Genomic DNA, 24661 nt, shown 5'->3' with positions numbered 1-24661 from the left:
GGCTCGAGGTTTGCACTCGATTGGCCCCGGACCTCGCGATACGTACCCCGTGGGTTCGAGGTTTGCACTCGATTGCCTGGTTTAGAGTCCGTTCCAGTCGGTGAAGGCGGTTGGGTGAATGTCAGGGCTGTTGTATAGGATGACAATGGTTTGGTGTTCTTTTAAGGGTATGGTTGCAGGGTCACCAGTATAGGTGCTTTTCTGGCCGTTGCCATCAAAGATGACGAAGCTTATCGGACGATTGGTGTCTGCATGGTAGCTGGTGACCTGGGTCTGGCTTAAGGGTTGGCCCCAGACACTAAAGAACTGGCCAAGCGTATAGGTTCGGGTGTCTGGCAGGTCGGCATGGATGATGTTGTCATCTTCAAAGACGTGCAACGGATATAAGCAGTAGAGCTTTCCATTGCTGGCGAGGGCGGATACGCCTGGTTGGCTGGGTGAGACGATGCCGATACCACGCGGTATAGCCGCTAGCTTACCATCCACATAGAGGGTCAGATGGGTACGTATTTGCTGCTTCGTTGCTACGTCGGGAGCACATTTCATGTTGCTGATTGGCTGTCCATTCGCTGGCTGACCACCGGTGATGGTGACCGAGGCAGCAGTTGAGCTTGGTGCCCAGATGGCTACTGGCACCAGGAAGAGGAGACAGACCAGCAGGCCAAGGACACAGACAAGGGCTTGCTTACGACCAGAACTAAACCAGCCGGTCCCTCCGATATGCTCTACCAGCGGTTGATTGGCTTCTTCTGTTTGCTCAGTCGCGGGCTTTTCCGTGGCTTTCTCTTCCTCGACAATAGCTAACGCGGCTAGCTCCTCGGCCTCTTGCTCTACATTCAGGGCAATCGGCTCTTCTATCTTTGTCTCGGTAGCTTCCGTAGCGACAGGCTCGGCGGATTTCTGTTCAACCAGCTTATAATCATTAAGCGTGACCATGGCCTGAAGGCCGCTGGTGAGCGCCAGGAGACCGACAATCAGGAAGATGGTGTCGATTGGTCCAAAGGTGGTTCCGAGCACCTCAAGGTGTTTGTTATGCAGAGGTGCCGTGACCAGCAGAGAAGCTAAACCAATCGAGATCATGCCTGAGAAGGTTGATAACTGTCCGATGACGGCGTTGGCACGACCGATCAATTTGCGCGGCGTCACTTTCAGTAGTAAGGGTCCAAAGGAAATATAAAAGGTGGCCTGCGACATACCGACAAAGAAGAGGACCACAAAGGCCGCATAGACATTATCCAGGCGTGAATAGATCAGCAACAGGGTACCGGTGACAATACCAGGAAGCCAGAAGCCACGCAAAATGCCCAGCCGCTTTTGGATCCAGGGACCAACAAAGAGCGCTCCAAGGATCGCGCCTACGCCATAGAGTACATCGATATACACGTAGATATTCGGTACGACATGCAAGTTATTGGTGGCAAAAAAGAGGTTAAGCGCATTCAGGCCACCGGCACCCAGAGCGATGAATGAGAGCGAAACACCAACAGCGATCAAAACGCCGTTGCCTCCAACAAAGCGGAGTCCATCAATCATCTCGCGCAAAAAGCCAGCCGACTTTTCTTTGGTCTTCTCTTGAGCCTTCTCCTCTTTTTGCTCCTGCTCGCTTTTTTCTGGTCGAATCATATAGAAACAAATGAATGAAATAAGGAAGGAAACGGCATTGATCAGGATACACCACTGGATACCCAGGGTGAAAAAGATGCCCGCAGCCAGCGGGGGTCCAACGATAACACCCAGGTTATTCAGCACCTGGCCGCGTCCAAACGCCCGTGGGAGCTCTGTTTCAGCCACAATATCATACAAAAGAATCAGGAGGGCGGGATTGACAAAAGGATCACAGCAACTCAGGAACACCAGGATCAGGAAGGCACAGCCTAATTGAAAAAAGGTGGCAGCATCACTCCCAGATGGAAAGGGTAAGGGAAAAATACCAGACGCGAAGACCAGCGCCAGGACAATAAAAATACGAATCCCGTCCATCCAGAGGAGGGTGCGACGTTTATCCCAGCGATCAACAAAGACACCGGCAACGGTTCCCATCAGTAAAGCCACGACCTGTGGGATAAAGGTTAAGGCACCAACCGCAAAGGCGGCCCAGGGAGCATTACGCGCCAGGGTCGTCGCGACCCAGAGCAGCAAAGCGATATCAAAAACAACGTTACCCAGACGCGAAGTCGCCATACCAACCCACATAAAAGCATAATTTCTATTGATAAGCAGGCGCTGAGGCAACGTAGGGGGCTTCTTCGGTGAGTCAACTGCAACAGTTACGCTCATTAGAGTCCTTTCTTTAATGGGCTGCAAATATTTAGGAGGTGAGACATGATAACAGTTAGAACGTGTAGCTAATCCACACGTTTGGCTCTTCATAGAGCCCTTGATCCTGGACACGATCGATGGCAATAGGGGATAGCGCCCCTTCGACCACATAGAGACCACTTCCAGGAAAAGTCTGTCCTGTCCAGGTTTCCCATTGCGAGACAGAACCACGGGTCACCATTGATCGTGGTACAACAGACAATATGCGTGCCCCCTGACGCAGGTGGGTACGTAACCAACCATCAAAGGGCGCGCCATCGGCACGGGTCCATTGGATATAATCTTCCATGGGAATTAAAGGATATTGATGTTTTTGAGCAGGGCGTAGAGGAATAATTAAAGTATGCAAAGCATGTTGGAGCGCAATATCTTTCATAGCCTGCACCATGCGTGTGCTGAGTCCCTGGCTTTTAATCTCTGGATCCACCACGATGGATAAACCACAGAGCGCGTTCGGCGCCTGCTCACGGTGCAACACACCATATTCTAACGCCTCATCCCAACCAGCTAATAGTCCAGTAGTCGTTCCATCCCAGGCCAATGGAATAGCATGGCCGGCTGCACATACTTCATCCTCTTCGTCGCAGAGGAAATATTGGAATTCTGGAAATGTTGAGAATAACGATCCCCAGTATTGTAGAGCTATCGCATCTTCCATCACAAACTCTGGCCAGTTCGCGCTGTGAAGACGCGGCAAATCCGCTTCCAATTCAGGACGCTCGGCAAGCGTCACGACAGTGTACCCCATTTGCTTACGTTCCTTTACAGGCAAACAGCTTAGTTTGAAGTGACTATAGAGTAAACACAAGGGTAAATGATAGACGCCTCTTTATCAGACACAAATAAAAATTGCATCATTTAAAGAGGTAAAATAATTAGCTATGCCTTAAATACGTAGTTATAACAAGTAACGTACGTGGCTATTAATATAGCACCAGAGATTTGATTTAGCAAGTAACTTCTTTTATTAATGATGATAGCTAGAGGCATTATGCCGCTATTGCAATTCATAATACTCACTGCTATACTCTTAGCGTAGGAGTGCGAGCAGCAGTATATTTACTTACAGAATATAGTTGGATGCCACAATTTATTAGCATAGATCTGATTGTAAGTAATGCTGCAATCTTCATGTGTGCACGCATGTAAAAATATTTATCAGCTCACCACTTAGATAGAAAAGCACAATACTATTTAACTATATAAGAGGTAAGATGTCTGTATTTTCCCTGAAAAATCCTGTCCTGCATGAATGTTTGCTTCCTATGCTTTCCACGATCTTTCCACACTGAAATATGACACCTGAGTTATAGAGGATGGAATAAACATGCTCGAAGAAGAGGCACAGACTCATATATTCCAGTCAAGATGGGGACGATATCATAACTCTCCGAATCAGCATACATTGGCTCAAATGATTGAAGCTCAGGTTGATCGAACCCCAGACGGCCTGGCGTTAGTAGCTCCTGAAGGTACACTGAACTATAGAGATATGGATCAGCAGGCCAATCAAATTGCACATATGCTCCATGCGCTTGGCCAAACTCCTCGACAACCGGTGGGACTCTGTGTCCCCCCCTCCCTGATTGCCTCCCTCGGACTGCTCGGTATCTTGAAAGCTGGCTGTATCTATGTTCCGTTAGACTCGCGGCTTCCCCGGGAACGTCTGGCATGGCTCGCCACACAGGCAAATATACAATTGATTGTGACTGTGGCTGCACTCGAAGAGACGGTGACGTCAACAGGATTACAGGTCCTTTGCCTGGATCAGCAATGGGAGCAGATTCAGCAACAACCCATCACACGGCCAGTCTCCACGCTGATAGCGGATGATGTGGCCTATATTTTTTATACCTCCGGTTCAACTGGCATGCCTAAAGGTGTTATGATATCGCATCGAGCCATCCTCAATCGGCTCTGGTGGGGTATTGAGGATTGTGACTTGCAGGCCGGTGATCGTTTAGCACAGGTAGCCAGTTGGAGCTTTGATATTGCGGTATGGGAAATATGCGCCCCCTGGCTGGTGGGTGCAAGCACTGTTATTTTTCCGGTTGAACGTGTACTTGATCCTCGCCAATTCATCGCTGCACTACAAAGTGAACAGATCACAGTCATCCATGTGGTACCTTCGCTCCTCTCTCTTCTTGTCCAGGAACCAACACTGGCTCAGTGCACAAGCCTGCGCTGCGTGATGAGCGGTGGTGAAGCCGTCAGTGCCCAGTTACTCCAACGCTTCGCGCGCATACTGCCGATAGCGGTCCAGCAATTGTATGGTCCCACTGAGGCCGCGATCAGTATGACCTCTTCGCTTATCCAGCCTGGCGAGCAGCGCACGTTTATTCCACTGGGAGATCCTATCACTAATACCTATGTGTATCTGCTCGATCAACAGCAACAACAGGTGCCGACGGGTGTACAGGGAGAACTGTATATTGGTGGAGAATGCCTGGCCTGGGGCTACAAGAACCGTCCAGACCTGACCGCGGAACGCTTCCTGCCAGATCCTTTTAGTGACCAACCGGGTCGCCGCATCTATCGCACCGGAGATATTGTGCGCCGCTATGCAAATGGTGAGCTTGAATACATCGGGCGTAGCGATGACCAGGTGAAGATTCGTGGTCACCGGATCGAACCTGGAGAAATTGAAGCGCACCTCCAGAGTCATCCAGCGGTCCAGCAGGGCGTGGTCAAAGTCTTTCGCAATCAACGCGACGAGCAACAACTGGCAGCCTATGTGGTCGCAGCACCTGGTGAATCGTTAAGCACGATCGCGCTACGTCACTATCTACAGCAACGCTTGCCAGAGTATATGCTGCCAGCAACGTTTATACACCTGGAGCATTTACCCTTAAACCATAATGGCAAAATTGATCGTGCGGCTTTACCAGTGCCTTCCAGTGCTGATCTTCGTAGCACAAACCCGTATGTCGCGCCCCAGACACAGGTTCAGGAACGGGTAGCAACAATCTGGAGTGATGTACTGCAGACACAACCAATCGGTATCAATGATGATTTCTTTGCCATTGGTGGACACTCGCTGCTGACCATTCGCGTCCTGACCAGGATCCGTGAAGCGTTTCAGATTGATCTTCCCTTACAGACACTTTTTGAATATCCCACCATCGCCACGCTGGCGGCAAGGATCGACCAGACACCTGTTGCGTCGCAGACGACCGAGATTGTCGCGCTTCCTGTGGGAGATCAGACCCATCTCCCCTTATCCTTCGCCCAGGAACGGCTCTGGTTTTTGGATCAGTTGGCGGAGGGAAGTGATTTTTACACCATACCCCTGGCGGTACGCTTGCGGCGCATACTCAATCTCCCATTGTTCTATCAGAGTTTCCAGGCCATCATAGAACGCCATGAAATATTACGCACCTCCTTTCAGGCACTGAATGGTCAGCCACGGCAAGTCATCGCACCCATGCTCAATCTGCCGCTTCCCCTGATTGATATACGTCATCTAAAGGATCCTGAAAAGGCCTTTCAACAATGCTGCCTGGAATTGATCCAGTTACCATTCCAGCTCACGCAGCCCCCACTCCTGCGAGCCGTACTCTTTCAGCAAGCCAATGACGACTTTGTGCTGGCACTTGCCATCCATCACATTGTGGCTGATGGCTGGTCAATGGCTATCTTTATCCACGAACTGTTGAATACCTATGAAGCGCTCCTGGCAGGTCAGACACCAGTCCTACCTGCACTGACCTTGCAATATAAAGATTTCGCGCTCTGGGAACGTGGTTATCTTAATGAGGCCTACCTGGAGTCGCATCTGGCCTACTGGCAACAGGAGTTAGCTGACGCGCCAGCTTTACTGGAACTCCCCTATGATCATCCCCGACCACCAGTGCTAAGCTATCGAGGAGCCCAACACTTCTTCAAGCTGCCATCGCTCCTGCGCACACAACTCCAGCAGGTAAGCCGTCAGGAAAATGTAACACTGTATATGACGCTCCTGGCGGCCTTTCAGGTCTTACTGGCCCGCTATAGTGGTCAGGATGATATTGTGCTGGGTACGCCGGTCGCGGGCCGCAACCATAGCAGTGTCGAACAATTAATCGGTTTTTTTGCCAACACCCTGGCAATTCGGATTCACCTGGGCGGCCAACCATCATTCAAAGAAGTGTTGCAACGCACCAAAAAGACGATGCAGCTAGCATATACCCATCAAGAAGCACCTTTTGAGCGGGTCGTCGAAATAGTGCAGCCTGAACGCAGTCTGAGCTATCATTCATTATTCCAGACCTCCTTTGCCTGGGAAAATGTGCTCTTTAGCGAAAATAGCAGTACGCAACGCGATATTGAGCAGGTGCACTTTGATACAGGCATGGCAAAATTCGACCTGACCCTGTATCTCTGGGAGGAAGATGCACAGCTAGCAGGCTATTTTGAGTACAATACAGATCTTTTTGAGGCCGAGACCATGGCGCGTTGGGCCAGCAATTTTCACACTCTGCTAGAAGCCTGCGTGGCTACTCCGGACCGCAATATCCATCAGCTATCCTTGTTGAGCCGCAAAGAACAGTATGATCTTATCTCTACATATAATCCACCTGCTACCCCGGCATCAACGATACTGTGTATCCATGAATACTTTGAACGTCAGGCGCAACGGGTGCCGACAAATATCGCGCTCACGCAAGCCGATACAGATATAACCTATCAACAATTAGAGCAACAGGCCAATCAACTGGCACATTATCTCCACAGCCTGAATGTAACCACAGGAACGAGTGTAGCCATCTGTCTGGAACGTACGCCATGGATGGTGGTCGCCATGCTGGCAATCCTGAAAGTCGGCGGCGTGTATGTCCCACTTGATCCTTCAACACCACCCGAACGCGTGGCCTTTATCATCCAGGATGCACACTGCGCATTGGTGATTACGCAACAGACATTGGTGAATCATCTTGTCCATATCCAGGCAGAAGCGCAGTTGCTGTGCCTGGAACACAGCCAGGAAATACTCAGCACATATCCCACGCACAGGATTGCAGTCCCGTCTTCGCCAGAACAATTAGCTTATAGTATTTATACATCAGGTTCGACCGGACGGCCCAAGGGTGTGGGGATTACCCATCGCAATCTCCACAATATGGTCCAGTGGCACCAGCAGGCGTTTGCGCTCTCCTCGCATGAGCGCAGCACCCATCTGGCAGGACTCGGCTTTGATGCCAGCGTCTGGGAATTATGGCCCTATGTATTAATGGGATCGCGGATCTTTCTGGTTGCGGACGATGTTCGTATGGATGCGCTCAAGCTCCAACAATTCTTGATCCAGCAACAGATCACCATCTGCTTTGCGCCAACCCCGCTGGCCGAACAACTCCTCATCCTTGAGTGGCCGAAAACGTGCGCGTTGCGCCTGTTATTGGTTGGTGGTGACGTACTACATTCCTTCTCGACAGCAGGACTTCCTTTTCAGGTCATCAACAACTATGGTCCTACTGAATGCACAATCGTCGCCACCTCTGGTCAGGTGAGCACAACTACCGCTGGACAACTTCCCGACATTGGGTATCCAATCAGCGGAGTCCAACTCTATATCCTGGATGAATTTCTGCAACTCACGCCGCAGGGAGCCATCGGGGAGTTGTGTATCGGTGGCGCAAGTGTCGGGTATGGCTACATCAATCAGCCCGCAATGACAGCCGAGCGCTTTATCCCGGATCCTTTTGGTAGCAGTGAGGGAAGTCGATTGTACAGGACCGGCGATCTGGTGCGCTATCGGACTGATCACTCGCTCGAGTTCATTGGTCGTCGCGATCAACAGGTTAAGATTCGCGGCTTCCGCATTGAGATTGGTGAGATTGAGGCGCTCTTACAGCATCATCCTGATGTTGCGGAATGTGTCGTGCTCCTCCAGGCAGAGCAACCTGCTATCCAACGATTGGTGGCGTATCTGGTTCCTGTGTCCGATACAACCCTGAGCGAAAACCAGTTACAGAGCTATTTGCAAGAACGCCTGCCTGCCTATATGCTACCAGCCAGCTATCTATTCTTGCCAGCATTACCACTGACACCAAATGGTAAGATCGATCGGAAGCGCTTACCACATCCCGACTATGGGCTCTCCAGTCCATCACAATTAACGGGACCCCGAACTCCCACGGAGGAAACGCTGGCGCACATCTGGATGGATGTTCTGCAATTGGAACACGTGGGCATTTACGATAACTTTTTTGCCCTGGGCGGCCATTCATTACTGGCAACGCGGCTGATCGCCCGCACCAATAAAGCGTTCAACGTAAACGTTCCACTACGTGTACTCTTCAGTATGCCAACCATTGCAGAGATAGCTGAGGTCATTACAGCTTCACAATCTGGATCCCCACAGGCATCATTAGCCACCGAGCACAAAATCGTCGCCCACCAACCGGAGCAAACAGATTTTCCTCTCTCCCTGGCACAAGAGCGGCTCTGGTTCCTTTATCAACTGGATACTAACAGTGCGCTCTATAATGTCGCGCTACACTTTCAGATACAGGGTGACCTTCAGGTCCGGGCGTTGCAACGCAGCCTGAAGGACCTGGTACAGCGCCACGAAGCCCTGCGCACAACGCTACACATCACCGATGGGCAGCCACGTGTCTCCTGGCAACATATTAACGACTCGGCAGAAGAACAATTTCCACTGGTAGATGTAAGTTCGCTACCGCCAGTGGTACGGCAGAGAGAACAACAACGCTTACGCAGGCAGGACGCCGAAGCTCCATTTGATCTGAGCAACGGACCACTGTTACGCTGCACACTGCTCAAAATACAGGATCAAGCACATATCTTCCTATTCACCATCCATCATATGGCGACCGATGGCTGGTCAATGGGTGTCTTGCTCGATGATCTCCATGCTTTCTATAATGCTTATTCACAGGGCACAGCCCCGACATTGCCTGAACGTACATTTCAGTATGCTGATTACGCCGTCTGGCAAAGACAATGGTTACAGCATGAGCAGTTCCAGCAACAACTTCAATATTGGAAACAGCATCTGGATGGGGCCCCCAACCTGCTTGAACTACCGACCGATTATCCTCGGCCTGCACTGCTAAGCTATCGTGGCGATGCCTATCAGTTCGGTCTGTCAGCCGAGCTTTCGGCACGCCTGCGCGCAACCAGTCAGCAACAGGGCGTGACATTATTTGTGACATTGGTCAGTGCCTACCTGATTCTCTTATCACGCTATACAGGACAAACGGACCTGGTGCTTGGCTTGCCAGTTGCAGGTCGCACACAGATCGAATTAGAAGAGATCGTTGGCTTCTTCGTAAATACATTGCCTTTGCGCTACAAGGTCTCAGGCTCGCTATCGTGCAGTGAGTTACTTCAACACGTTCAGCAGGTCGCACTGGATGCCTATGCCCATCAAGATGTGCCATTTGATCGTATCGTCGAAGCACTTCAACCGGAACGCAATTCAAGCTATCAACCCATCATCCAGGCCACCTGCGTCATCGAGCAGGAACCGGTACAGGTACAACTCGGGGATCTGCTCGTAGGAAAACTTCCCAGCCATACCGCAACCTCCAAGTTTGATCTGAGTCTGACCTGGGAAGATACATCAAGCAGTCTGCAAGCGACTTTTGAATATGCCACCGACCTGTTTGCTCCCCATAGCATTAAACAATTCGCCCGTACGCTGGAGACTATCCTTGAGCAGATGGTGGAGCATCCTCAGCGCCCGCTAGCACGGCTGGCATTGCTCTCGCCACAGGAAGAAGACAAGCTGCTGTATCAGTTGAATGAAACACAACAGCGCTCTATCCCAGGCCCGACAGAGGTAGCGGCGCTCTTTGAAGAGCAGGTAACACGGGATCCAGATGCACTGGCCATCGTCAGTGAGACAGACGAAGTCCTGAGCTATGCTGCATTAAATCAACGGGCCAATCAGCTCGCCCATTATCTCCAGGCACAGGGCATCGGACCAGAAATCTGTGTTGGCCTGTGTGCTGAACGTTCGCTCAACCTGATTATTGGAATTCTGGCGGTGCTCAAAGCAGGAGAAGTCTACGTGCCAATCGATCCGAAACTCCCACCAGCGCGCCTGAATTTTCTACTCAAAGATGCCAGCATTCAACTACTATTGGTCCAGCAACAATTCCTGGAGAAGGTCGCTGAGTGGAGCGGGCCAGTCCATTGCCTTGATCGGGATGAAAGTAATCTGCTTCAGTATGCAAGCACAAATCCGCAGCGTGAAACCTGCGGCCAGAATCTTGCCTATGTGCTGTACACCTCTGGTTCCACAGGCCAACCGAAAGGTGTAGCAGTTACCCACCAGGGCATTATTCGACTGGTGAGAGAGACAGACTATATTCAAATCAAGACAGCGGATGTCATGCTCCATCTCTCCAACGTTTCATTTGATGCTGCCACCTTTGAAATCTGGGGAGCTTTGCTGAACGGAGCCAAACTGGTCGTCATGCCCCGTGAGCTTATGCTGGTACCCAAAAATTTCTATCAGCGTCTCTCTGAGCATAGAGCAACTATCATGCTCGCAACCACAATGTTCTTTAATCAACTGGCATATCTCCATCCAGACATCTATGAACATATGCGTGTCGTCCTCTTCGGTGGTGAGCGCGCAGATCCACATGCAATCCAGAGTATGTTTGAGCATAAACCGGAGCACCTGATCAATGTGTATGGGCCAACCGAAAACGCGACCTTTTCAACCGTGTATCACATAGAAACCCTCAGCGATCCAGCCCGGAATATCCCTATCGGCCCACCTATCACAAATACAACTGTGTATGTACTGGATAACAACATGCAGCCAGTACCACCAGGTTGTGTAGGTGAGTTATACCTGGGCGGCGCGGGCCTGGCGCGAGGGTATGTGCAGCGTGCGGACATTACTGCCGCCAGTTTCTTACCACATCCTTTCAGCCAGAAACCTGGAGCCAGATTATATAAATCAGGCGATCTGGTCCGCTGGCTTGAACATGGGGAGCTAGATTTTGTCGGGCGAACCGATGAACAGGTAAAAATCCGTGGTTTCCGCATTGAGCTACAAGAAATTGAGGCCGTGCTCCAGCAACATCCAGGCGTCCAAAAGTCGCTGGTAATCACACATAAGGATCCTGGTGGCAACATACGTCTGGTTGCCTATATTGTGCCTCAGACACAAAATAGCCTTTCAACCCAGACAGTACATGAATGGATGCAGGCCCGTTTACCTGACTATATGCTACCACTGCTGATTCTGGTACCTGCGTTTGTCGCCAACAAAAATGGCAAAATTGATCGTACACAACTACCACTACCAGAATGGGGGCAGTCCGAGCAAACTGAAAGAGAACCAGAAACAGTCATCGAACAGCAACTGGCCATCATCTGGCAAGAGCTTTTGCATATCCAGCATGTCAGCGCACAGGCTAATTTCTTTGCCTCCGGTGGCCATTCGCTCCTGCTGATGCAGATGGTTTCCCGCATCCGTACCACCTTCCAGGTTGATATTCCGATACGCGTACTCTTTGAGTATGCAACGCTGGCAGAGCTTGCTCGGGAGATAGAACAAAAGATGCAGCAAGAGCAGACAGACATAGCCCCACAGGTGGCGGAGATTCCTATCCAGCCACGTGAAACCGACGACACGCAAGACCTCCTCGCGCTCTTAGAAGGTCTCTCACCAGAGGAGCTAGAACAATTCCTATCGGAAGAAGACTCCGAGATAGAGGAGTAATCTTCCGACAGGTAGCGTTTCAGCAAAGCGAGCGCTATAGATTGTCGGTCGGTGTCCTGCCAGCCCGATCGACAATCACTACGCGCAACTCTGATGTATAGTGATTGTTCTGCGCATCCATAAGCCATGCATGCTCAGGATCTGGAAGCATCTCAGAAAACACGACCGGGTGCTCCTGCTTGTACCCTGTCTGAACCTGACGCAGAGCCTTAATCAGGATCTGAACACTGATCGGACTGGCCGTATCCACATAAAATGGTTTACGCTCTCCTGAAATACGCACAAACAGGAAGCGTGGCAGGGAATTCTCCCTGATCCATCTTCTTAGCTCTGTATATTCCTCAAGCAGATTTTGACTGGAAAGAAATGGGAGTTCTTCTGGCAAGAAACGCCATGCTTCGCGGCAAATCACCAGGCGATCAAACGAAATTCGCGGTGTATGCTGTGCCACCGGCAATAGTTGCCAGTGATCACACACCAGTGGCGAGAGAAAACCTTCCAGCACATGCAAAAGGGGAAACTGCTGCTGCCCATCCCGCGTACTCACCACTAACTCTCCCGCCTGCTCCTCCAGTACAAGATTGCCATAGAGCAGCGTTTTTTGTGGATCATAGCCAGCAGTATCAGTTCCATACACAAAACGCCAGTCTTTCTCCGACATGAAGACCTGTTGGGTACGATTGCCACGCATAAAATGTCTGGGAGCCAGCGGTATAATCAATGGATCTGGGAGATCATGACAAAACGCCTGGATCAGCGCATCCGGATCAGGATGTTGTCCAACCAGGGCGCTCCCATCCATCGTATTGATCGCCTGATGAAATTCGCCCAGCACCAGCGAATATTCTCCATTGGCAATCGCGGCCGGATCACTGGCCGAAATCAAAATATCTGGACTATGATAGCAAGCGCCTCGCCAACCAGGAGCGGAAGCGGCAAAAGCCTGTTCGACACGCGATCGTAATTCAGCACAGCTATAATTCACATGGCTCTGTCCATCTGGAAGTTGCAAAATATGCGCCCAGCGTTGCTGAAATTCCAGGATAACTTCATGAATTGGAGCTTGAGGAGAGCTTGCATCCATCAAAGGCTGCATCCATGACCAGAACGCCACGAAATTGACCCGCGCGGAACCAGTCTTCTGCACCAGATCACGGTAGATGGCGAAATACGCATGGGCATATCTTCTGGCCGCCTCTGCGGTGAACCAGCGCGCACTTTTGACCAATAACAGGAGCGGCTGCTCAAGCTCGTGCTGTAGCGATGGTCCTAGCGTCACCTGAATATCCCGCTGACAATCCTCATAGGCAAGCGTGCGAGCCGCATACATTTCACCAGCCAGACGAGTCGCGGACTGCTGCGTGCAGGCAGAAAAAGCTTGATTGAGGTCAGCCAGTGCCACAGCGAGCAGTTCTTGATTGCCCGCAGCAGCACTCACTGCCGCACGCTTCTGCTCTAAGAGGTCCAGGCTCTCACAAGCTCGTTGCCGGAGTTCTACCGGTTGAACATCCTGGAGCAGATGGCGCAATGCCTGTTCAGGATAACGACCTTCCATCGATACTTCAAAAGACCAGCAAAGACGTTGCTGGTTATGGAAAGTTTCTAAGATCGTATAAATAGCGTCCGGGGTAACCTGACTATCCGCCTCTACGACCTGCTGTACAATCTCACGCGCGCTCCGCTGACCGTTACAGGCCGCAAAAACGGTCGCTTCAAGTGGAGATAAAGTCACCGGGCTGCCAAAGGGCAACAACAAGTTGTTTCCATCCAGACAAAGAGCAGGCATTGGCCGTGGTCTGGCCCAGGGACGCAATGCAGGATCACGTGCCAGTAGCTCACCCAGCATATCGATGCCCCAGGTTTCAAAAAATACATTGCGTTGAGACAGGAGTTGTGGTCCAGGCTCGACACTGATAGGAGTTGAAGCATCTGCCTGCCACTGCGCCCAGCCAACGGGACCAAAGAAACCGATCGAATCGTTTTTGGTACAGTAACGCGTGAGATATTTGGTAATTAAATAAGCATTTTTACGCTGGCGATTATTAAAAGGTTTGGCCGGATAATTCCGCAGAAAAGGCTCAAAGCTATTAACAACAGCATCAGCATTTTGCCACAGCACCGCTTCTCGCAAGCGTGGATCACGAGCAGCCTGACTGAGAGCAGCAAGACTACGTGCCAGAGCAGCCTCGAAAAGCTGCTGCACCTGCGTCCATTGTGCTATCAGACGTTCATAGCTCGCCTGATAACGCTGGATCAGCGCTCGAAAGGTTACAGGCAATTGCTCTTGCGCGATCTGCTCAAACCGATACTTACTCAGCAAATTCCAGCAGGCATACAAATAGTTGCGCTGCTCGCGGTCCGCCTCTTTTCTGAGGTCGTCATACTGGGCCTGGAGAGTTTGCTCGATCTGATCAAGTTCCTCCTCACACTGAAAAAACAACTCGATGCCAGCCACACAATCAAGGTCCGCCAGTTGCAACACCTGGGAAACAGGAAAACCCGCTCCGCGCAAACAGGACCAACGCCAGAAGGCCCATTGATTGTCAGCCAGTGGCACAAGATATGGAGATAATGATAAGGGATCACCAGTGTCATTGGTAGAATTTTTCCCGCAACTACTACCTGCCCTTGTTACAGCTTCATTGGAGACAAGTATATCAGAAGAGTGTTGCTGATCCATGTATTGTAATATTTCTCCTTCTTTGAAAGTAAGTTATTTACATTTTTTGCAAATTTAACAACGAAATCACATTGTAACATATATCTATCTTGACTATAACCTTACAATTATGGTAAAAAATCAGCAATAACAAACTGTAATCATTTATCTTAAAAAGTTATTATTTAGATCATAAGCAGTAGATAAATTTTTCACGATCTATAAAGTCTATAACTATACTTGCGTTTTATATATATCACTGCTATACTTATATATACACCTTTCAAACAAAGCCGATATCCTCTTCAGAAAAGGAGTACATTATTTTCATTTTATGTATATAATACAAGGAAACACTATGCCTTGCAGATGAAAGCGATCACTCCTCTTACAAATCGTTTCGTTCCTCTACGCATAGTGTCACTTGATATTCAGTTTTTCCTGGGCAATGATGCCAGGAAAATACATGACGAAAGGTTATTTTTATCTATGAAGCCCGTTTCATGCTATCTTCACTGTATGCAGATGGTTTATCTTTCCGGGCTACCAGGATGGAGAGAAGGTTGGAATAATCGATGACAGATCTTTCTCAACGACTGGCAGGACTCTCACCGGAAAAACGCGCTTTATTGACCCGGCAACTGAAAGAAAAAGGGAAACACATTCATACGTTCCCCCTTTCTTTTGCTCAACAAAGACTCTGGTTACTGGATCAACTGGAACCGGGGAATCCCAGCTATAATATTGTCGCCAGTATTTCTTTCCAGGGGGCATTACACTTAGCGACATTGCGCGAAGGTCTACAATTCATCGTCTCGCGACATGAAGATCTCCGTACAACATTTAGAGTAATACGCGACGAACCTGTGCAGGTCATTATACCCAACCTGCACCTGACGCTACCATTAGTTGATCTACGCCATCTACCAGAAGCTGAACGCATGCACATTAGCCAGCATCTGGCGAATGCAGAGGCCAATTATTCTTTTGACCTGAGCCAGGGTCCATTGATCCGCTGCACCCTCCTCTGTGTCTCCCAACAAGAGTTTGTACTCCTGCTCAATGTCCACCATATTGTTTTTGATGGCTGGTCACTCAATATTTTTATGACCGAGCTCGCTCAATTTTATACAGCCCACATGGCAGGAACCGCCGTATCCTTACCGCAATTGCCGCTTCAATATGCTGATTATGCCGTCTGGCAACGTAAATGGCTGGCAGAACAAGCTGGCCAGGACCAACTCGCGTATTGGAAACGCACGTTACACGATATTCCGACCTTGCTCGAACTACCAACCGATCGACCACGACCAGCGATCCAGAGCTATCGAGGCGCAAACATTCACACTCATCTATCCAGAGAGCTCTCGCAACAACTGCGTCAGCGTAGCCAGCAAGAAGGCGTCACGTTATTTATGACATTGCTGGCCTTGTTCCAGATCATCCTTGCACGTTATGCGGGACAGGAAAAGCTGGCCATCGGCACCCCCATCGCGAATCGTAACCGGGCCGAGCTAGAGTCCTTGATTGGATTTTTTGTGAATACCCTGGTGATCCGCGCTGATCTCTCCCGGCAACCCACATTCAGCGAGTTTCTGCAACAGGTACGCGAAACCCTCCTGGGCGCATATACCCATCAGGATATATCCTTTGATCGGCTACTCGAAGAGCTGAATCCCCAGCGGAGTCTGAGCTATTCACCACTGTTTCAAGTCTTATTTAATATGACCAACCTGCCAACCCAGGAAAACTCCTGGTCAGGCCTGAAGGTAAGTACAGCCTGGCCGCAGGATATAGGTTCAAAATTTGACCTGACGCTGTTCGTCAATGATACAACTGATACCATCCAGCTCGATCTTGTTTATAATATGGATCTGTTTGAGCGCGAGCGCATGCAAGAGTTCTTGCGGCAATATGAGCGACTCGCCTGGCAAGTCATGCAGCGTGATGAGAATATCTACTCCTACTCACTCGTGACCGAGCATGCACGCTCCCTATTGCCAGATCCAGCCACGCCACTCTCATCACACTGGGAAGGTCCAATATATCAGTTGATCTCGCGCCACGCCCAATCCCATCCTGTACAGCTCGCGCTCGTGGATGAAACGCAGCAGGTAAGCTACCAGGAACTGGAAACATATAGCAATCGCCTGGGTTATTATTTACAGCGACAAAAAATTGTCCAGGGAGACGTGGTTGGACTGATGGGCACACGTAGCGCAGCCCTTGTCTGCGCGCTGTTGGGTATCTTAAAAGCCGGCGCAACAGTACTCCTGCTGGATCCTGCCTATCCTGCCGAACGCCTGGCGCTCTATGCACAACTTGCGCATATACGCTATGCAATCTCCATTACCGAGCGTGACGATGAGGAGGAAAATCTCCTGACCTTGCCAGCAGGAGTGCAGCAGCAGCGTCTATCACCGCAACTGGATCAAGACTGGCTGGCGGCCGAAGAGTCGCTCGGTTGGCAATCCACAACAGCAATTACCGCCGATGATATCGCTTTTATTACCTTCACCTCGGGATCAACCGGTCAACCCAAGGGAGTCATGCAACGCCATGGACCACTCTCACATTTTCTTCCCTGGCAACAACAACACTTTGGGCTCAGTCAAGATGATCACCATAGTATGCTCTCGGGTGTGGCACATGATCCCTTGCAACGAGAAATTTTTACCGCCCTGGGAACAGGCGCAACTTTATATATCGCCGCTCCGGAGCGCGTTGGCGAACCAGGTTGGTTGGCAAACTGGATGAAAACGCAACACATCACCATTACCAGTCTGACGCCATCAACATTACAACTACTGGTCCCGACGGCTGACAGCGAACAGGAAACCGGACACACTGAAGAACCAGCGGTAGTACGCTATACCTTCTTTGTCGGGGACGTGCTCAGCAAACGCCACGTTGCACAACTGCGCGCCTTTGCACCGGCCGCTACAGTGGTAAATTTCTATGGCTCAACGGAGACACAGCGGTCCCTGGGATATTTCACTATCCCGGCCGTTCAGTCAGACCAGGCAGATCCACTGACCGTCTCAGGGAAAGAAGTGATACCACTGGGAAAAGGCATACCCGATGTCCAGCTCCTACTGCTGAATCGAGTCAATCAACTGGCGGGTATCGGTGAATTGAGCGAAATCGTCTTTCAGAGTCCCCACCTTGCCGCAGGCTATCTTGATCAGCCAGAGCTGACAGAACAACGCTTCCAGCAGGATATTGTCACAGGCACAAATAGTGGTCGCAGTTATCGCAGTGGTGATCTCGGTCGCTATCTTCCTGACGGGAATGTAGAATTTGCTGGTCGCCGGGATGAGCAAATCAAGTTACGAGGCTTCAGAATTGAGCCAGGAGAAATCGAGGCCACACTACTACAATTTCCTGCAATCACTGAGGTCAAAGTCCTGCTACGCGAAGATACACCTGACCATAAACAACTCGTTGCCTATCTGGGTACAGGCGTTGAAGATGGATATATTTCTCACGCAGAACTACGTGCATTCCTGGCTCAACACCTACCCACCTATATGGTTCCCTCAGCATTTGTACTGCTCGCACGCCTGCCACGTACGCCAAATGCGAAAATTGATCTGCATGCCCTACCGGTACCCGACCGGCCAGACGCAGCACCTGAACAGGAGCCACAAACGGCCCTTGAAAAAGAGCTCGCCCCACTCTGGTTAGAGATTCTGCATATTCCACAGATCGATCGAGACGCAAATTTTTTCGAGCTTGGCGGCCATTCGATCCTGGCAACCCGGCTGCTAGCAAGAGTACAAAGAAACTTCCAGGTCACGGTGACTCTGCGCACGCTGTTTGAAACACCCACCCTCGCTGGCCTGGCTCGTGCCATTGAACAGGCACAGCAAAAAAAGATCACTTCAGCAATTCCGGGTATTAAAACCTTTAGCTCGTGTCGCCCAGAGTCGTAAGAAAGATGTCAAGTCATAATTTTTCACATCTTTAAATATAAAAAGTTCTCTACTATTTGGCAAGGATAGAACCATGTTGAATGCACAAAATGATCCGAAGGCTACATTAGAACAGGATATGGCAATGGAAGATGAGCAACTAGAACAGTCAGACAATGAGGAACAGACCTATCTTTTCCCGGCATCCTTTGGTCAGGAACGGCTCTGGTTACTGAATCAACTGGAACCGGAAAACACGGCCTATAATCTGCTGGTAACGCTCAAATTAAAGGGTCCTTTAGATATTTCAGCACTCAATCAAAGTCTGAATGCATTGGTGCAGCGTCATGAAACCTTACGTACCTCGCTGGTCATGCAGGATGGACAATTGATGCAATCGATTGCCGCTGAACTAGCTGTCCCAATCGAGCAGATAGATCGACAATCTATCGCCGCAGAGCAACGCGATGCAGAAATGCAACGCTGGATCAAGAAAATCAGCAACAGAAAGTTTAAGCTTGATCAGGGGCCACTCTTTCACGCCACGCTCCTCCAATTCCAGCCGACCAGCGCAGTTTTTTTCCTGGCCATTCATCATAGTATCGCCGATGGCTGGTCACTGCCAATCATATTCCAGGAATTAAGTGCGTATTATAATGCTATAGTCACAGGCCAACCGGATAATCTGCCCGAATTGACCATCCAATATGCAGACTATGCCGTCTGGCAACGAGAATGGCTAGCCAGTGGTGAGCTTGACGAACAGTTAAGCTATTGGAAGGAAACACTGGCCGGCTCCCCTGCGCTCCTGCAATTACCGACAGATCGTCTACGTCCGGCCAGCCAGACCTTTCATGGAAACAGCTACCGGTTCTCGCTGCCACGTGAGTTAACAAAAAAGATCGAGGCGTTGGGTCATCGCAATCGTACCACCCTCTACATGACACTCATGGCCGCCTTTCAGGTCTTGTTATTCCGCTATAGCGGGCAAGATGATATGGTAATAGGTACCCCGATTGCTGGTCGAACACGCATGGATCTGGAAGGAATTATTGGTCTCTTCACGAATACACTGGCGCTCCGTGGCGACCTGTCAGGCGATCCAACCTTTCAGGAGTTACTTGCCCGCGTACGGCAAAGCACACTGGACGCTTATAGTAATCAGGAAATTCCTCTTGAGCGTCTGGTCGAAGAGCTGCAGCCCGAACGCAATCTGAGCTATAATCCTCTGTTTCAGGTCATGTTTATTCTGCAAAACACGCCATCTGATGCTTTCAAGCTAGCAGATCTTACACTGACAGTAGTAAAACTGCCGTCAGACACAGCCAAGTTTGATCTGACCCTGACCTGCTGGCAGGAGAATGATAACTTGCAAGCGTCTCTGGAATACAACACCGATCTGTTTGACGAAAGCACCATCCAGCGCATGGCCCAGCAACTACAGACCCTGCTTGAGAGTATTGTCTCCGATGATCAGGTGCCAATCTCACGCCTGGCACTATTGAGTCTCGAAGAGCAGCAACAGTTGATCGCTACCTTTACCGCTCCAACCGTCGCGTATCCACGTGAAAAACATATGCATCAACGCTTTGAGGAGCAGGCTGAACGCGTCCCTCAATCGCTGGCTATTCATCATGGCGAGAAACGCATCACCTATCAGGAACTAAATCAACGGGCCAATCAGGTTGCGCACCGACTACAGCGTGAGGGGATCGGGGCAGGAGCATTTGTTGGTATCTGCGTCGAACGTTCGGCTGAGATGCTGGTCAGTATACTCGCCATCCTCAAAATAGGAGGAGCCTATGTTCCGCTCGATCCAGACTATCCGGTGCACCGCCTGGAGTTTATCATCCAGGACTCAAACATCGCGCTGTTAATTACCCAGCAGAGTATACTGGAACGTTTGCAATTGAAGGAAACACACCACCTACGTCTGGATACCGAGCAGACAGCAATCGAACAGGAGTCCAGTGCTAATCTCAATACCAGCATCGCCGCTGAACAGCCCGCCTATCTCATCTATACCTCCGGCTCAACAGGCAACCCCAAAGGTGTATCTGTTCCACATGCAGCCTTGAACAATTTTCTCCACTACATGCAGGCTACATTCCAGATCACGGAACAGGATTCAGTCCTGGCGATCAGTAGTCTCTCTTTTGATATCTCCGCACTGGAACTTTTCCTGCCACTCATCTCAGGCGCGTGTATTGAACTGGTTGGACGCCAGGAAGCCACAGATGGACGCTTACTGATCAAAGTGCTCAAGCAAAATAACATTACGCTTATCCAGGCCACCGCCTCAACCTGGCAGATGCTCATCTCGTCTGGCTGGCAAGGCAAACCGAACGCAACCTTACTGTGTGGTGGCGAAGCGCTGCCCCTGGATTTAGCCCAAAAACTTACTGCACGTGGAAAAGCGCTATGGAACGTGTATGGTCCAACTGAGGCAACCGTATGGGCAACGCTCTATCACGTCAAGAAAGATGCACGCCATATCTCGTTAGGCCAGCCCATGGACAACGTACAAATCTATATCCTGGACAAGCAATTACAACTCGTGCCTGCTGGCATACCGGGAGAACTCTATATTGGAGGTGAAGGGCTCGCGCATGGCTATCTCAATCGTCCAGACCTCACCGCCACCACCTTCCGCCCGGATCCCTTTAGTAAGCAACCAGGAGCGCGTATCTATAAGACTGGCGATATCGTGCGCTATAGCAACGACCAGGTGTTAGAGTATCTGGGACGCTCAGATTTTCAGGTAAAGGTCAGAGGCCATCGGATCGAGTTGGGCGAGATCGAAGCCTGCTTAGAACGTCATTCCGAGATTAAACAGGCCATTGTGACTGTCCGCGAAGATCAAAGCAACGACCAGCGCATTGTTGCCTATCTACGAACGACAGCCACCCTGAGTACAGCTGAGATCAGAAGCTATCTCCAAAAAGACCTGCCAGCCTACATGATACCCTCAGCCTTTGTGATCCTGGATGCCTGGCCACTCACGCCTAATGGCAAAATTGATCGCCGCGCCCTGCCTGCTCCTGAAATCGAACAGGATGACCAACCCGAAATTGTTTTACCCGTCAACCAGGTCGAAGAAGTACTGGTAAAACTGTGGGCCCAACTTCTCGGACTGGAACAGGTAAGTACCAATTGGAACTTCTTTCAGCTCGGTGGACATTCCTTGCTAGGAACCCAACTCATGATCCGTATCACCGAAGCCCTGAAAGTTGAGCTCCCACTGCGGGCGCTTTTTGAAGATCCCACCATTAGCGGTCTCGCTCAAGCAATCGAGCAACAGATTGGACAAGAAAGCAAACAGAAAAAAGCCAGTCCCGTACGCCTGACACGCACAGCGCAACGCCTGGGCTCAATCAACAAGAAAAAACCGTAGCGGCGGCTGCCTCTTCACGCATGAGCATGCGCCACTAAATATGCAGTTGGGGTAATTCCCTCTCTTTCTAAGAGAAGTGATTTGACCGAGTAACTTACCCGGTCAAATCACTTCTCTTCCTTCTTTCCTCCTCCTGATTTCAAAAATTGAAAAGATCTCATCACAACCCTTGACAAATGACCCATGGTCATTTTATAATTGACCCATGGTCATTAAGCATAAAAGTCATAGATTTTGATTGATGAAAGTACGAGGGATGAAAAAGCAGAACATAGGAAAGCGTGCGGTGCATGATCAGCAGAAAGAAGAGCGCAGGCAAGATATTCTTACGACTGTCTGGCAATTGTTTCAGACCACATCCTATGAAACGGTAACCATTGCCGGCGTAGCCGAAGCTGCTGGATTGGCAAAGGGCACCATTTTTCTCTATTTCAAGACGAAAGAAGCGCTCTTCCTGGCGTTGTTAGAACAGCAACTTGGATCCTGGTTTGCCTCGATTGACGCTGGCTTACTTGCGCTGGAAGGTACAGGTGATATTCTAAAAATCACCACATTACTATGCGAGCAACTCGCGTCACGTCCAGGCCTGACGCGCCTTCTCGCCATCCTGCACACAATTTTAGAACGTAACATTCATCTGGATGAGGCAATACGTTTCAAGTATCTACTTAAAGAGCATTTTGAACAGACAGGTCACTTGCTCGAGCGATGCCTACCTTTTCTGAAGTCAGGACAAGGAGCACACGCACTATTGCAGTGTGATGCTCTGGTCATTGGTTTCTGGCATCTCTCCGATACGGCTCCCGTTGTCCAACAGGCTTTCCAGCAACCCGAGCTGCATCTATTTGAGATCCATTTTGTCACCGAATTATCCATAGCCATGCAAGCATTACTATACGGACTGGAAAAGAGCGCGCAGCTTCCGTCTCAGCCGTAAAGTATGGGCATTAGTTGTAATCATATAGATTTTTATAAAAAAACATTTCACGCAAGGAGAAAACATATGAGATACTTTATCACCGGAGCAACCGGTTTTGTGGGCAGTCACATTGCACGCCAGCTGATAGAGGGTGGGCATCAGGTCGTTGCAGTGGTACGCAATCCAGCCAGAGCCCAGGACCTGGTGAAGCTGGGGGTCACCATTTTTTTTCAAGGCGATGTCACCGATAAAGAAAGTATGCGCGAACCTATGCGCAATACGGATGGTGTTTTTCATATCGCCGGCTGGTATAAAGTTGGCGTCAAGGACAAGAGTGGTGGCGAGAAAATCAACATCCAGGGTACGCGCAATGTCCTGGAGCTGATGAAGGAGCTCGGTATCCCAAAGGGTGTCTACACCAGCACGCTGGCCGTTAATTCAGATACCAATGGCAAAGAGGTCGACGAAAACTACCATTTTACCGGCAAACACCTGAGCGAGTACGACCGTACCAAGTGGGTAGCGCACTACGAAGTTGCTGATCCGATGATTGCCGCCGGATTACCACTGGTCATCGTGATGCCCGGCGTCATCTATGGTCCAGAAGATACCAGTAGCGTGCGCACAACCTTTATCCAGTACCTACAACGCAAGCTACCCATGCTGCCAGGTGGAACAACTTTTTCCTGGGCACATGTTGAAGATATCGCCCGTGGCCATATTCTCGCCATGGAAAAAGGGAAAGTTGGCGAGAGCTATATTATCGCCGGACCAACCCACTCGCTGGTCGAAGCTATGCAGGTCGCCAAAGAAATCACCGGCGTTCCTACGCCCCGAATGATTGTTCCGGCCGGGGTCATGAAAGCTCTCGCCGTGGTCATGGGTGCCGTCGCAAAGATCGTTTCTGTACCCGATGAATACAGCGCCGAATATCTACGTGTCAATGCTGGAACAACCTACATTGGTAGCAATGCCAGAGCCAGACGCGAACTTGGCTACGAGCCACGCCCCCTCAAAGAAGGATTGACCCAGACACTCAAGCATGAGATGCAGTTATTGGGAATGAAATAAGCAACACACCGTAGCGGCAGGCCTCGTGGCTAATACTTTTCGTTTAGCGCTACGTTGAGAGATGGTTCGACGTGACCAGCAAGCACTGTGTACGTCGAGAGGGCGCCACACGCGGAGGCCGCACTGCTGCGTTTGCGCAGGCCAGCGTGCAAGCACGACGCGCAGTGCTGTGGCGCCTACAGGGATCGTGTGTGCCGTGGCCGTGGCCTGCTCGCACAGCAACGTGGTGGGTGAGCGCGTGGATCCTCCCCGTACCTTCTCGAAGAGGATCACGAAACAGGATCCGTCTCGGTGTAGGCGCCACAGGCATGCGATGCTCTTTGAGTCCCTCGCTCCACGAGAACGCCGCATGCCGGCCTCCGCGTGTGGCGCCCTCTCCACGTACGATTCGCTGCTTTTCTCCACAACGTCTTTCGCCGCCACAAAACTCGTTAAACGAAAAATATTGGGCCTCGTGGCTGCGGCCAGTTCACGTCCATGGACGAGGGCCGCAGCCACGATACGATACGAGTGGAATATAATCTGTGTGCTTTATTGATAAACACGACGACTAAATATACATACATATAAAACAAATAGTTCATAAACACCTATCCTTTGCACATAGCACATTATATACCAGAGTATTTTATTATGTGTTATTGCTTAATATTAATCCGCCAACCAAAGGCAAAAGGCAAGCCATTATATTGGCATTAAA

General features: G+C 50.3%; 9 protein-coding genes. 5 read left to right on the top strand and 4 right to left on the bottom strand.

Annotated features, from left to right (window positions below; translation table 11 throughout):
- Window positions 1–81: 81 nt before the first annotated feature.
- Complete coding sequence (locus KDW_RS21000) at window positions 82–2277, bottom strand: MFS transporter (protein ID WP_162005461.1); 2196 nt, start codon at window positions 2275–2277, stop codon at window positions 82–84.
- Window positions 2278–2332: 55 nt separating this feature from the next.
- Window positions 2333–3067, bottom strand: a complete 735-nt coding sequence (locus tag KDW_RS20995) for a GNAT family N-acetyltransferase (protein ID WP_151757912.1) — start codon at window positions 3065–3067, stop codon at window positions 2333–2335.
- A 579-nt stretch (window positions 3068–3646) separates the two neighbouring features.
- Here KDW_RS20995 and KDW_RS20990 point away from each other — a divergent pair.
- On the top strand, window positions 3647–12004 hold the full coding sequence (locus KDW_RS20990; RefSeq protein ID WP_151757911.1) for a non-ribosomal peptide synthetase: 8358 nt from the start codon (window positions 3647–3649) through the stop codon (window positions 12002–12004).
- A 34-nt stretch (window positions 12005–12038) separates the two neighbouring features.
- On the opposite strand, the gene KDW_RS20985 is transcribed toward KDW_RS20990, so the two are convergent.
- Window positions 12039–14684: a lantibiotic dehydratase gene (locus KDW_RS20985; RefSeq protein WP_151757910.1), complete on the bottom strand. Its 2646-nt coding sequence runs from the start codon at window positions 14682–14684 to the stop codon at window positions 12039–12041.
- A 554-nt stretch (window positions 14685–15238) separates the two neighbouring features.
- Here KDW_RS20985 and KDW_RS20980 point away from each other — a divergent pair.
- From KDW_RS20980 to KDW_RS20965, 4 genes are all read left to right on the top strand, one after another.
- Window positions 15239–18598, top strand: a complete 3360-nt coding sequence (locus tag KDW_RS20980; protein ID WP_151757909.1) for a non-ribosomal peptide synthetase — start codon at window positions 15239–15241, stop codon at window positions 18596–18598.
- Between the two features lie 73 nt (window positions 18599–18671).
- A complete protein-coding gene (locus tag KDW_RS20975) occupies window positions 18672–21971 on the top strand; it encodes a non-ribosomal peptide synthetase (protein ID WP_151757908.1) in 3300 nt (1099 codons plus the stop codon).
- Window positions 21972–22257: 286 nt separating this feature from the next.
- Entirely contained in the window at window positions 22258–22908 is a 651-nt protein-coding gene (locus KDW_RS20970; RefSeq protein WP_162005460.1) for a TetR/AcrR family transcriptional regulator, read from the top strand.
- Between the two features lie 66 nt (window positions 22909–22974).
- The gene (locus KDW_RS20965) at window positions 22975–23961 is read left to right on the top strand and encodes an NAD-dependent epimerase/dehydratase family protein (protein ID WP_151757906.1); all 987 of its coding nucleotides are present in this window, start codon (window positions 22975–22977) and stop codon (window positions 23959–23961) included.
- Here KDW_RS20965 and KDW_RS20960 read toward each other — a convergent pair.
- On the bottom strand, window positions 23944–24234 hold the full coding sequence (locus KDW_RS20960) for a hypothetical protein (protein WP_151757905.1): 291 nt from the start codon (window positions 24232–24234) through the stop codon (window positions 23944–23946). The genes KDW_RS20965 and KDW_RS20960 overlap by 18 nt on opposite strands.
- Between the last annotated feature and the right edge of the window lie 427 nt (window positions 24235–24661).

Source organism: Dictyobacter vulcani, from assembly GCF_008974265.1.
Lineage (GTDB): Bacteria > Chloroflexota > Ktedonobacteria > Ktedonobacterales > Ktedonobacteraceae > Dictyobacter > Dictyobacter vulcani.
Note: the sequence above shows the minus strand (reverse complement) of the source record. Positions and strands in the feature narration are given on the sequence as shown.